Source organism: Tardiphaga sp. 866_E4_N1_4 (assembly GCF_052076075.1).
Lineage (GTDB): Bacteria > Pseudomonadota > Alphaproteobacteria > Rhizobiales > Xanthobacteraceae > Tardiphaga > Tardiphaga robiniae.
The window spans coordinates 5,983,614-5,996,443 of the sequence record NZ_CP197242.1; the positions used below are offsets into that span (position 1 = coordinate 5,983,614).

At 61.7% G+C, this 12,830-nt stretch carries 10 protein-coding genes and 1 pseudogene; 6 read left to right on the plus strand and 5 right to left on the minus strand.

Annotated elements, in window-relative coordinates:
• The first annotated feature begins 75 nt into the window (after positions 1 to 75).
• From AB8B20_RS28800 to AB8B20_RS28810, 3 genes are all read left to right on the plus strand, one after another.
• Positions 76 to 1,050 carry an NAD(P)H-dependent flavin oxidoreductase gene (locus AB8B20_RS28800; protein ID WP_439070594.1) on the plus strand — a complete coding sequence of 325 codons (975 nt, stop codon included), beginning with the start codon at positions 76 to 78 and terminating at the stop codon, positions 1,048 to 1,050.
• A gap of 50 nt (positions 1,051 to 1,100) precedes the next feature.
• A complete protein-coding gene (locus AB8B20_RS28805) occupies positions 1,101 to 2,285 on the plus strand; it encodes an ABC transporter substrate-binding protein (RefSeq protein WP_439072971.1) in 1,185 nt (394 codons plus the stop codon).
• A gap of 84 nt (positions 2,286 to 2,369) precedes the next feature.
• A complete protein-coding gene (locus tag AB8B20_RS28810; RefSeq protein ID WP_439070595.1) occupies positions 2,370 to 3,887 on the plus strand; it encodes an acyl-CoA synthetase in 1,518 nt (505 codons plus the stop codon).
• Between the two features lie 96 nt (positions 3,888 to 3,983).
• Here AB8B20_RS28810 and AB8B20_RS28815 read toward each other — a convergent pair whose 3' ends face one another.
• From AB8B20_RS28815 to AB8B20_RS28830, 4 genes and pseudogenes are all read right to left on the minus strand, one after another.
• Positions 3,984 to 5,477, minus strand: coding sequence for an aldehyde dehydrogenase family protein (locus AB8B20_RS28815; protein ID WP_439072972.1), 1,494 nt, complete (start codon positions 5,475 to 5,477; stop codon positions 3,984 to 3,986).
• 152 nt (positions 5,478 to 5,629) lie between these two features.
• Positions 5,630 to 5,812 (minus strand): hypothetical protein, encoded by a 183-nt coding sequence (locus tag AB8B20_RS28820; protein WP_439073080.1) that lies wholly within the window; start codon positions 5,810 to 5,812, stop codon positions 5,630 to 5,632.
• A 22-nt stretch (positions 5,813 to 5,834) separates the two neighbouring features.
• Positions 5,835 to 6,077: pseudogene (locus AB8B20_RS28825) on the minus strand (glutamine amidotransferase-related protein); the annotation flags it as partial.
• Positions 6,078 to 6,317: 240 nt separating this feature from the next.
• The gene (locus tag AB8B20_RS28830; protein ID WP_439070596.1) at positions 6,318 to 7,802 is read right to left on the minus strand and encodes an aldehyde dehydrogenase family protein; all 1,485 of its coding nucleotides are present in this window, start codon (positions 7,800 to 7,802) and stop codon (positions 6,318 to 6,320) included.
• A gap of 129 nt (positions 7,803 to 7,931) precedes the next feature.
• Between AB8B20_RS28830 and AB8B20_RS28835 the strand changes: the two genes are divergently transcribed.
• The 3 genes from AB8B20_RS28835 (at position 7,932) to AB8B20_RS28845 (ending at position 10,968) form a co-directional block, all read left to right on the plus strand.
• Positions 7,932 to 8,996: a substrate-binding domain-containing protein gene (locus tag AB8B20_RS28835; RefSeq protein ID WP_439070597.1), complete on the plus strand. Its 1,065-nt coding sequence runs from the start codon at positions 7,932 to 7,934 to the stop codon at positions 8,994 to 8,996.
• Between the two features lie 107 nt (positions 8,997 to 9,103).
• Complete coding sequence (locus AB8B20_RS28840) at positions 9,104 to 9,955, plus strand: SDR family NAD(P)-dependent oxidoreductase (RefSeq protein ID WP_439070598.1); 852 nt, start codon at positions 9,104 to 9,106, stop codon at positions 9,953 to 9,955.
• A 32-nt stretch (positions 9,956 to 9,987) separates the two neighbouring features.
• The gene (locus AB8B20_RS28845) at positions 9,988 to 10,968 is read left to right on the plus strand and encodes an aldo/keto reductase (protein WP_439070599.1); all 981 of its coding nucleotides are present in this window, start codon (positions 9,988 to 9,990) and stop codon (positions 10,966 to 10,968) included.
• A 144-nt stretch (positions 10,969 to 11,112) separates the two neighbouring features.
• Here AB8B20_RS28845 and AB8B20_RS28850 read toward each other — a convergent pair whose 3' ends face one another.
• A complete protein-coding gene (locus AB8B20_RS28850) occupies positions 11,113 to 12,615 on the minus strand; it encodes an aldehyde dehydrogenase (protein WP_439070600.1) in 1,503 nt (500 codons plus the stop codon).
• Positions 12,616 to 12,830 lie beyond the last annotated feature (215 nt).

Sequence of the window (12,830 nt, forward strand, 5' to 3'; positions counted from 1 at the left end):
TATTGTTCAAATTCGAACAACACGCGCGGGCGGTCAACCCCTATAGTTCGATTATAAAAATATAAGGAAACGCTTATGTCGCTCCCCAAAGCTCTCGATGGCACCCTCGAGCTGCCTGTGCTCGGTTCCCCGCTGTTCATCGTCTCCGGTCCTGAACTCGTCATTGCGCAATGCAAGGCCGGTATCGTCGGTTCGTTTCCAGCGCTGAATGCGCGGCCGGTGGAAGTGCTCGATCAGTGGCTGACGCGCATCGAGGATGAGCTCGGCGAATACAAAGCGAAGAATCCCGGCAAGAAGGTCGCGCCCTATGCGGTGAACCAGATCTGCCACGCGTCCAACGACCGGTTGATGAAGGACATGGAAACCTGTGTGAAGCACAAGGTTCCGATCATCATCACCTCGTTGCGCCCGCCCTCGGAGATCGTCGAGGCCGCGCATTCCTATGGCGGCGTCGTGTTTCATGACGTTATCAACGTCAAGCATGCGCGCAAGGCAGCCGAGCAGGGCGTCGATGGACTGATCCTGGTCTGCGCCGGTGCGGGTGGCCATGCCGGCACGCTGTCGCCCTTTGCGCTGGTGCGCGAAGTGAAGCAGTGGTTCAAGGGGACTGTGCTGGTATCTGGTGCAATCTCTGACGGTTACGGGATTGCGTCGGCGCTCGCGCTCGGCGCAGACCTCGCTTATATGGGCACGCGCTTCATTGCGACCGAAGAAGCCAATGCCGACCCGGCCTACAAGAAGGCGCTGACCGAATTCGCCGCGCATGACACGGTCTACACCAACCTGTTCACCGGTATTCACGGCAACTATCTCGGCCCGTCCATCGCAGCCGCCGGCCTCGATCCCGACAATCTTCCGGTGGCTGACAAGACCAAGATGAACTTCGGCTCCGGCGGTAACATGAAGGTCAAGGCCTGGAAGGACATCTGGGGTTGCGGCCAGGGTATCGGCCAGATCGTTGATGCTCCCCCGGTGGCAGAACTCGTGGATCGCCTGAAGCGCGAATATGCGGAAGCGACCGGAGACTTTGCGAGACGGGCAAGCGCATAAGCGCGGCCCGATAAAAATATAACGGGGAGAAGACAATCATGACATCAGTCATGCTGAGGACGCTTGGGCTGTTCGCTTTTGCCGTCTGCGTGAATGCGCCGACGCAAGCCGCGGCCAACAACAAGGAAGAGATCAAGATCGGGCAGACGCTTCCCTATAGCGGTCCGCTCTCGGGCTTCGGCGTGATCGGCCGCGCGCAGGAAGCCTATTTTGCCAAGCTCAACGCCGAAGGCGGCATCAACGGGCGCAAGATCAAGTTCATCAGTCTCGATGACGCCTATTCGCCGCCGAAGACCGTGGAGCAGACCCGCAAACTGGTGGAGCAGGATGAGGTTCTGATGATGTTCGGGACGCTCGGCACCGCGACCAACAACGCGGTGCATCGCTATTTGAACAGCAAGAAAATCCCGCAGCTGTTCGTGCTATCAGGCGCGACCAAATGGGCGGATCCGAAGGGTTTTCCGTGGACCATGCCGGGCATGGCCGCCTATGAATCGGAAGGCGTCGTCTACGCCAAGCACGTGTTGAAGACCAAGCCGGATGCCAAGATCGCCATTCTCGCGCAGAACGACGATCTCGGCAAAGACTATGTGGCTGGCTTTAAACGTGCGCTGGGCGACAAGGCCGCCAGTATGATCGTATCCGAGGCGACCTATGAGACCAGTGCGCCGACGATCTCGTCGCAGCTTGCGGCGCTCAAATCGTCCGGCGCGAATGTGCTGTTTGGCGCGGTGGTCGGCAAATTCTCGTCGCAGATGATCAAGGGCGTTGCGGAAATCGGCTGGAAGCCGGACCTGATGTTCGTCCCCACGTCCGCTTCGTCGATCACCTTTCTGGAGCCGGCAGGTCTGGACAACGCCACTGGCCTGATCACGTCGAGTTATCAGAAAGACATCAACGACGCGTCATGGGCCAACGACGAGGACGTGAAGGCCTATTTCGCTTTCATGAAAGAGAGCCTGCCGTCGGCCGATCCGCGCAACACCAATTATGCGACCGGCTTCCTGAATGCGCATCTCATCACGCATATCCTGAAAGCGTGCGGCGATGACGTCAGCCGGGAGAATATCCTGCGTCAGGCGACGTCGATGAAGAACGTCAAGCTGCCGCTGTTGCTGTCGGGCGTCACGGTCAATACCGACAAGGATGACTATCTTTCGTTCCAGCAACTGCGGCTGCGCCGTTTCAACGGCAAAAACTGGGAAGGCTTTGGTGAATTGCTCGACGACCAGTGAGCATCTGTACCGATCACATCGGCAGAACAAGGATCGAAGCCAGCGATGGCTTCGATCGATTCAAGAACAATATAAGGGCGGACAATGATTATCAGCGGCGACCGGGCGATCAGCTATCCGGACATCATGCAGCGCATCGCCAAGGTGGCGACCGGGTTCAAGAGCCTCGGCGCAGGCGCCGATGCGCCGGTCGGCATGATGCTGCGCAACGATTTCGCGCTGTTCGAGACTGCGTTCGGCGCAGGTGCGCTCGGCGCGCGTGTGGTCCCGATCAACTGGCATCTGAAAGGTGAAGAGGTCAGCTATATTCTTGCTGACAGTGGCGCGAAGCTGCTGGTCTGCCACGCCGACTTGTTGCCGCAGATCGCGGAGAACCTGCCAAAGGGGGTGCCGCTTCTGGTCGTCCGCACGCCGCGGGAAATCTCAGCCGCATATGGCATTCCCGAGGCCGCGACCGAAGTGCGTGCCGGCTGTACCGACTTCGATATCTGGCGCGAGCAGCAGGTGCCGATGGAGAACGTTCCCAAGCGCGCGCTGACCATGTTCTACACGTCGGGCACCACGGGCCGTCCCAAGGGCGTGACCCGCGCGGCCATGACGCCGGAACAGGCTGCGGCATCCGAGCGCGTCGGCGGCATTGCCTATGGGCTGAAGCCCAACGAGGATCAGATCATCCTGATGAACGGGCCGATGTATCACTCGGCGCCAAGCTCCTACGGGCTGATGGCATTCCGTCATGGCAGCACGATCGTGCTCGAACCGCGTTTCGATCCCGAGGATCTGCTGCAGCTCACCGAGAAGCACCGCATCACCAACATGCATATGGTGCCGACTATGTTCGTGCGGCTGCTGCGTCTGCCGGACGAGGTGAAGTCGCGCTACGACCTGTCGTCGCTACGCTTCATCATCCATGGCGCAGCGCCGTGCCCGATCCATGTGAAGCAGGCGATGATTGCGTGGTGGGGACCGGTGATTAACGAATATCTCGGCTCCACCGAAACCGGGGTGCCGATCTGGCATTCGTCGGAGGAGGCGCTGAGGAAGCCGGGCACTGTCGGTCGCACCATCGAGGGGGGCGTGGTCAAGATCTTCGATGTGGACGGCAAGGAATGTCCGGTCAATGTGCCCGGTGAAATCTTTATGCGGCAGACCTCGGTGCCGGATTTCGACTATCAGGGCCGCCCCGACGCACGGGCCGAAGCCGGCCGCGAGGGCCTTATCAGCGTCGGTGACGTCGGCTATCTCGACGAGGACGGCTATCTCTTCATGTGTGATCGCAAGCGCGACATGGTCATCTCCGGCGGCGTCAACATCTATCCCGCCGAGATCGAGAACACGCTGATTGGCATGGACGGCGTGCGCGACTGCGCAGTCTTCGGCGTGCCGGATGACGAGTTCGGCGAACGGCTGGTCGGCTGCGTCGAACTCGAAGATGATGCGCAGCTCTCCTCGTCCGAGATCCAGGCCTATCTCAAGCAGCGGCTTGCCAACTTCAAGGTGCCGAAAGAAATCCACTTCCACGCGGCGTTGCCGCGCGAGTCGACCGGTAAGATCTTCAAGCGCAAGCTGCGCGATCGATACGGTGCCGCGCCGGCTGCTTAATCGCCAATGGTCGTCGCAAGGGCTCCTTGCAATGACGGCGCAAAAAGGCGCCGAACTCGTTGCTCGGCGCCTTTTCTCTTTCGATGACAGCGGCGATCAGGTGTTGATCCAGACCGCCTTGATGTTGAGATATTCGTCGACGTGGTGGACGCCGGACTCGCGTCCGTAGCCACTCATCTTGTAGCCGCCGAACGGCACGGCAGGATCCATCGCCTGATAGCAATTGATCCAGACCGAGCCGGCCTGCAGGGACTTCGCGAGGCGGTGAGCCTTGCTGACATCCCTGGTCCAGACGCCGCTGCCGAGGCCGAAGGTGGTGTTGTTGGCGCGCTGCACCAGTTCGTCCATGTCGGTGAAAGAGATCGCTGAAATCACCGGGCCGAAGATCTCTTCCCGCGCGATCTTCATGGTGTCCTGGACGTTGGCGAACACGGTCGGCTGCACGAAGAAGCCCTTCGACAGTTCGCCGTCCATCAGGCGGCCACCGCCGGACAGCGCCTTGGCGCCTTCGCCGCTTCCGGTGGTGAGATAGCCGGTGACGCGGTCGAGCTGTTCCTTGGAGACCAATGGTCCGAGCTGGGTGTCGGGGTTGGCACCGTTACCGACCTTCAGCTTCTTGGCGAATTCGGCGACGCGGCCGACGAATTCGTCGTAGATCTTCTTTTCGACGAACAGGCGGGTGCCGGCGCTGCAGATCTGGCCCGAATTCGCGAACACCGCCATGGCAGCGCCAGGAACAGCCGCATCGAGATCGGCATCCGAAAACACGATGTTTGGCGATTTGCCGCCAAGCTCGAGCGACACGCGCTTGAGGTTGCCGGCCGAGGCGCGGATGATCGACTGGCCGGTGAAGTGGGAACCGGTGAAGGCGACCTTGTTGACGTCCATATGCGAGGCCAGCGCGGCGCCGGCGGTTTCGCCGTAGCCCGGCACGACGTTGATGACGCCCGCCGGGAAGCCGGCTTCCAACGCCAGCTCACCGAGGCATAGCGAGGTCAGCGGGGCTTCTTCCGCCGGCTTCAACACAATGGTGCAGCCGGTGGCGATGGCTGGGCCGATCTTCCAGATGCTGGCTGACAGCGGCGAGTTCCACGGAATGATTGCGCCGACGACGCCGACGGGCTCCTTCAGCGTGTAGGAGAAAATCTCGCCCGGCAGCGAATTCTCGATGGTTTCGCCGTAGATCAGCGTGGCCTGGCCGGCATAGAAGCGCAGCATGCCGAGGATGCGCTGCTTGCCGGCGAAAGTGCGCATGACCGGCGCGCCCATATCGAGCGTATCGAGCAGAGCGAGTTCATCGAAATGCTTCTCGACGAGCTCGGCGAATTTCAGCAGCAGCGCCTGGCGCTCGTAGGGCTTGGCCTTGCTCCATGGGCCTTCGAAGGCGCGGCGGGCGGCGGCAACCGCGAGGTCGATATCCTTGGCATCGCCTTCGGCGACGGTGGCAAGCAGTTCGCCGGTGGCGGGATTATGCGTTTCGAAACTCTTGCCGGATTGGGCGTCCTGCCATTTGCCGTCGATCAGCATCTGCTTGTAGGAGCCGTTCGCGTAAGGGTGCGCGGTGGCAGAGATTGGCTGCATCAAGCCCATAATGTGATCCTCCCGGACGTTTGATTGAAGTGTCGTTGTAGCGCGCGGAATATATCGTTTTCGCGAAACGGGTAAAGGCGCCGAACCCGAAACGACTTGCATGGGAGGTCTTCGCGACCAATTCATGATCGTGAATTGATGCTTGGAATCGTTCAACTGATCTCGTGGATCCAGCGCGTGAAAATGCGATCGGCCTGAACTCGGTTGGCGACGGCAGCGGTGCTTGAACGCAGCTGCGCGATGGGAATGCCGGCGGCGGCCAGTTCGACCGCGTGACCGACATACCATTCCTCGAGCTGCCGTGTCGCCGTGCCAGTGCAGAACGCTGGCGCCATCCTCCGCCAGTGGTGCAAGGCATGAGGCCGCGCCCTGCTTGGTCGGGGATACCTGGCCCCAGCCGATCTCCTTGATGCCGCCGGCATAAACGCGGGCGCCGAGCGCGCGGGCCATCAATTGTGCGCCAAGGCAGATGCCGAGCGTAGGGCGTCCCTGCGCGAGGCGCCGTTCCAGCAGGGCGATCTCACGTGTCAGGAACGGGTAGGCGTCGGCCTCATAGACGCCGATGGGTCCGCCGAGGACGACGAGCAGGTCGGCATCCACGATGGAGAGGTGGGAGACGTCATCGATGGCGGCATCGCAGAACGAGACGTCCCAGCCTTCGCGATCCAGTACCGACGACAGCAGGCCCAGTCCTCGAAAGCGACATGACGCAGGGCGACGGCAGAACGCCGGTGACGGTTCATGAAGAAAGGCTCACGCGCAATTGACCGGCAATCGTTATATCCATAAGAATATAACGATCAACAACCAATTGCGCGACGCACTACGCCGCTGGTTGCCTCAGACGTTGAGATTCATCCAGACGGCCTTGGGCTCGGTAAAGTTCTCCAGCGCCGCATCGCCATGCTCGCGGCCGAAGCCGGAATCGCGCGAGCCGCCCCAGGGGAGCCGGACATCCGTATAACCATAAGTGTTGATCCAGACCGTGCCGGCCTTCACCTGTTTGGCGAAGCGCTGCACGCGGCCGATGTCCGAGCTCCAGACGCCGGCCGCAAGGCTGTATTTCGTGCCATTGGCCTTGCTGATGGCGTCGGCCTCGTCGAAGAACCGGACAATGCTGACGACCGGGCCGAAGATCTCCTCCTGCGAGACACGCATTTCGTGGTCGACATTGGCGAATACCGTAGGCGCGACGAAATAGCCGCGGTCGCCGATCCGGGTGCCGCCGGTCGTCACAGTCGCGCCTTCCTTGGTGCCGATATCGACATATTCCAGCACCCGCTTCATCTGCAGTTCGGAGACGATAGGTCCCATTGTCGTGCCGGACTGCGTGGGATCGCCGACGCGGATGGCCTTGGCACGGGCCGTCATGCGCTCCACGACCTCGTCATGGACGGACGCATGCGCGAGAATGCGCGAACCGGCCGAGCAGACCTGGCCGGAATTGAAGAAGATGCCGGAGGCGGCGGCCTTGGTGGCGGAATCCAGATCGGCGTCGTCGAAGATCACATTGGCCGATTTGCCCCCGAGTTCGAGCGTGACGCGCTTCAGATTGCCGGCGGCGCCGGCGAGGATTTCGCGGCCGACGGTTGGCGATCCCGTGAAGGTGATCTTGTCGATGTCGGGGTGATCGACCATGGCGCGGCCGGCGGTCTTGCCAAATCCAGGCACGATATTCAGCGTGCCGGGCGGCAGGCCGGCTTCCAGTGCCAGTTCACCGATCCGCAGCGCCGACAGCGGCGTGATCTCCGCAGGCTTCAGCACGACGGTGCAGCCGCAGGCCAGCGCCGGCGCGATCTTCCACATTCCGATCATCAGCGGGAAATTCCACGGCACGATGGCGCCGACGACGCCGATCGGTTCGCGCACCGTATAGGTCAGCGCGTCATGGCGCGCCGGGATCACCTGTCCGTTGATCTTGTCGGCCCAGCCCGCATAGTAGCGCAGCGTGTCGATGGCGGCAGGCAGGTCCTGGCGCTGCACGGCGGCGAGCGGCTTGCCGGTGTCCAGACTTTCCAGCGCGATCAGTTCCTGCGCGCGATCTTCCAGCAGTTGTGCGAAACGCTGCAGCACGAGACCGCGATCGGCCGCGCGCATGCGGCCCCACGGACCCTCAAGCGCCTTGCGCGCCGCGCGGACGGCACGGTCGATGTCGCTGGCATCGGCTTCGGCGACAACGGCGATGATCTCGCCCGTCGCGGGATTGAGGACATCGAAATATCGGCCGGACAACGGCTCGACCTGCTGGCCGTCGATGAGGAGCCGTTTGCGCGTCAGTTTCGACAATGCAGAAATGGCAAGATCAGCATGTGAGATCTCTGGCATAGTGTATACCTCCCGATGTTTCGACGATCGGATCAGGAGGGGCATCGACAGTAAATATGAGAACGTGAGTCACGGCGCGGCGGCACATATGCAATCGCGAACATAGGTGGCAGGGCGATAGGAAGCACGATGCGCATCGATATCGAAACCATCTGGCGATTCCGCAAGCCGGGTTCGCGCCAGCTGCTCGGCTTTCTCAAGGACATCAACGAAACCGGCAAGCTGACGCTCGCGGCCAGCCGCAACCAGCTGTCCTACCGCCATGCGTGGAGCCTGGTGAATGACTGGTCGGCCTTCTTCGGCGTGCCGGTGGTCGAGCGCAGCAAGGGCAAGGGCACCAAGCTGACGGCATTTGGCGAGAAACTGGTCTGGGCCGGCGAACGGCTGGAAGCGCGGCTCGGACCGCAGCTCGACAATCTGGCGCAGGAACTGGCGACCGAACTCAAGGAGCTGCTGCCCAACCATCCTGCGGTCATCCGCGTTCATGCCAGTCACGGTTTTGCCGTGTCGAAACTGCGCGAGATGCTGAACACCACGGCGGGCACGGGCATCGATCTGCGCTATGTCAGCAACCAGACCTCGCTGGTGTCGCTGGCGCATAACACCTGCGATCTCGCCGGCGTGCATCTGCCGCGCGGCGAACTGCGCAAGCGCAGCGTCAATGCCTGCAAGGAGTGGGTCGACAACCGCGTCCATCGCGTCGTCGGTTTCGCGACCCGCGAAATGGGCCTCATGGTGAAGCCCGGCAATCCGCTGCGCATCACATCGATGGAAGCGCTGATCAATCCCGCGATCCGCTTCGTCAATCGCGATCAGGATTCCGGCACGGGGTTGCTGTTCGATCAGCTGCTTCGTCAACACAAGATCGATCCCGAGCAGATCAATGGTTATCAGCAGGTGGAGTTCACTCATGCGGCAGTCGCCGCTTATGTCGCCAGCGACATGGCCGACGTCGCCTTTGGCGTCGAGGCTGCGGCGCGGCAATTTGGGCTGGATTTCGTGCGGCTGCTGACCGAGGACTACTATTTCGTGTGCCGCGAGACGCTGCTCGATCAGGCCCCGATGCAGCACATTCTCGCGGTGCTGCGCGGCGCCGAGTTCCGTGACGCATTGGTGAAGCTGCCGGGCTATGCCGCGTCCGATACCGGCGCGATCAAGACCGTGAACGAGGTGTTTCACGGGAAGAAGTCATAGCCATGCGCGAACGGACGCCGGTCCATGCGTTGGCGCTGTTGTGAGATGCCAAGGCGCGCGTTGATGCTATACGCATTTGCGCAAACCTCCCAGTTCTGGAGAACATCATGTCCCATCCCGCTCTGTCCGCAGGCTCTGTTGCCGTCATTACTGGCGGTGCGTCAGGCATCGGCTTGGCCGCAGCGACGGCCTTTGCGCGACTGGGAATGCGCATCTGCATCGTGGATCTTGGCGAGGATCGTTTGGCTGAGGCGGTTGGCAAGATAGCCGGTGTGGCGCGCGGCGGGCGTGACGATGTGATGACGGCCGCTGTCGATGTCAGTGACGTCGGCGCGATGACCAGACTCGCAGCCGATGTGCAGGCCCGCTTCGGCGGCTGCGATGTGCTGATGAACAATGCCGGCATTCAGGTGCCGACCTCGGCGCTCGGTCCGCGCGAGAATTGGGAGCGGCTGCTCGGCGTCAATCTGTGGGGCATCGTCAATGGTTGTCAGGCCTTCGCTGTGGACATGATCGCGCGCAAGCGGCCGGGCCTGATCATCAATACGGGCTCCAAGCAGGGCATCACAACGCCGCCCGGCAATCCCGCCTACAATGTCTCCAAGGCCGGCGTGAAAGCCTATACCGAAGCGCTGGCGCACGAGCTGCGCAACACCGAGGGATGTCAGGTCTCCGCACATCTGCTGATCCCCGGCTTTGTCTTCACGCCGCTCGCGGCTGGCGGGCGTAGCGAGAAGCCGGATGCAGCGTGGACAGCCGAGCAGACCGTGGACTTCATGATGCAACGGCTCGAAGCCAGCGACTTCTACATTCTCTGCCCAGACAACGATGTGCCGCGCGCGCTCGACGAGCGCCGCATGTTGTGGGCCATCGGCGACGTCGTCGAGAACAGACCGGCTCTGTCGCGCTGGCACCCCGATTATGCCGATGCCTTCGCAGACTTCGTCAAACGCAAATAGAAAACCAAATAGAACGACAAGGGAGAAACGCGGTGGACTACATCAAATTTGGAAATACCGGTCTCGATGTCTCACGTCTGTGTCTGGGCTGCATGACCTATGGCATCTCCGATCGCGGCGCGCATGCGTGGACGCTGGATGAAGAGAAAAGCAGGTCGCTGATCAAGCAGGCGATCGAACTCGGCATCAATTTCTTCGACACGGCGAATGTCTATTCGGATGGCACCTCGGAAGAGATCGTCGGTCGCGCGCTGAAGGACTTCACGCGCCGTGACGATGTGGTGCTGGCGACCAAGGTCTTCAACCGGATGCGGCCGGGACCGAACGGGGCAGGCCTGTCGCGCAAAGCGATCATGACCGAGGTCGATCACAGCCTGCGCCGGCTCGGCACCGATTATATCGATCTCTACCAGATCCATCGCCTCGACAAGAACACGCCCCTCGAGGAGACGCTTGAAGCGCTGCACGACGTCGTGAAAGCCGGCAAGGTCCGCTATATCGGCGCGTCCAGCATGTATGCGTGGCAGTTCTCCAAGGCGCTGTATACGTCGCGGCTGAACGGCTGGACTGAATTTGTCAGCATGCAGAACCATGTGAATCTTCTGAACCGCGAGGAAGAGCGCGAGATGCTGCCGCTCTGCGCCGACCAGAAGATCGCGGTCATGCCGTGGAGCCCGTTGGCGCGCGGGCGTCTGACACGCGCCTGGGACCAGACCAGCGAACGCCAGCAGAGTGATGAGTTCGGCAAGACGCTCTATGTGCAGTCCGAGGAGTCCGATCGCAAGATCGTCGAGCAGGTTGCCGCGGTCGCCAAGGCGCGCGGAGTACCGCAGGCGCAGGTCGCGATGGCTTGGCTGTTGCAGAAGAAAGGGATCACATCGCCGATCATCGGCGCGTCGAAGCCGGCGCATCTCACCGATGCGGTGGCGGCGCTGTTGTTGAAGCTGACGAGTGAGGAGGTCGCATCGCTTGAAGCGCCGTATGTGCCGCATGCCGTGGCTGGGTTTGGTTAGCGCCCATTCACTGTCCTCATGGTGAGGAGCGCGCCGCTTGGCGCGCGTCTCGAACCATGAGTATGTCGTGCATCCTTCAAGGCGCGCGCGAAGTACGCGCTCGTCAGGATGAGGACGGAGTGTTCGACTAAAACGACGTTCGTCTCAGCTATACCGCTTCTCCTGCCCATCGTCCGCATACCAGTCGAACGGCTCGTCCGAGAGATTGACGATCACGTTCTGGATCTGGGTGTATTCCTCATAGGCGACAATGCCGTTCTCGCGGCCGATACCGCTCATCTTGAAGCCGCCCCAGGGCGAGCAGGGATCGATGCGGTGGTGGTCGTTGATCCAGACGATGCCACTCTCCAGCCGATGCGCAACGCGATGGGCGCGGGTGACGTCGCGGGTCCAGATCGAGGTGGCCAGGCCGAATTCAGTGCCGTTGGACAGCGCGATGGCTTCCTCTTCGGTGTCGAACGGGATCACGACGACGACTGGTCCGAAGATCTCTTCCTGCGCAATGCGCATGCTGCCGGTCACGCCAGTGAAGATGGTCGGCTGATGATAGTAGCCGCTCTCGAAGGCCTTGCCGTCCGGACGTTTGCCGCCGGCGGCAAGCGTCGCGCCTTCTTCCAGACCGATCTTGACGTACCGCTCGGTGAGTTCGCGTTGTTTGGCCGAGACGAGGGGACCCATCTGCGTCGCCATGTCCTGCGGATCGCCGATCCGGATCGCATTGGTGCGCTTCACCAGCTCGGTGACGACGGCGTCATGCACGGAGCGTTGCACCAACAGCCGAGCACCTTGCACGCAGGTCTGGCCGGTTGCGATGAACGAGGCGAACAAGGCCGCCGCGACGCCGCGCTCGATGGGTGTATCATCGAACAGGATGACCGCAGCCTTGCCGCCGAGCTCGGCGGCCACCTTGGTGAGGTTGGCACCGGCCAGTGAAGCCACCATCTTGCCGGTCTCGGTGCCGCCCGTGAGGTCGATCTTCTTGATGCGCTTGCTTGAGGTGAGCGCCTTGCCGGCGGTGGCACCGTAGCCGGGGACGACATTGTAGACGCCGTCGGGCACGCCGGCTTCCTTGAAGATATCGCCGAGCAGCAGAGGTGTGATCGGCGCCAATTCGCTCGGCTTCACCACCATCGTATTGCCGGCCGCCATCGACGGCGCGATCTTCTTGGTGAGGATCAGAAGCGGATGATTCCATGGCGTCACATGGCCGACGACGCCGAGTGGCACCCGGCGGGTATAATTCAGGAAATTGCCGCCGAAGGGCGGGACGGTGTCCTCATGGGTGCGCGCCAGAGCGCCGAAATAGCGAAACCATTCCGGCAGCCGGCCTAGCTGGGCAGTCATTTCGCGGCGGGCGCGGCCGATCTGGTCGACCTCGATGGTCACCAGTTCGGGGAGCTTTTTGGCCAGCAATTCGCCGGCCCGGTGCATGATGTCGCCGCGTACCGCGCCCGGTGTCGCCGCCCAGATTTTGCCGGCGCGTTCGGCGGCGTCGATGGCCAGATCGATATCCTTTTCGTCCCCCTCGGCGACATCGGCCAGATGGCTGCAGTCCTTCGGGTTCTCGACCTTGATGGTGCGGCCGGTCGAGGCTGGCTGAAACCGGCCATTAATATAAAGCCCGAACGGGCGACCATCGTTCATCATTGGCATGTCCTTGAATTTGCATCGTGATCGGCCTGACGGCGGTAGCCGCTTCGGCGGACTATGACTAATCAGAAACAGGTGATTTTGCGATCAACGCGCGGTTGCAGCGCGGTGATTGAAACGGGTCGCTTAAACCGATTGCAGAAAGTCGCTTGTGGATTCTTTGAGCCCGGAAAGGCGCTCTTAACCGGTATTCATGCACGTTGGCGATGACG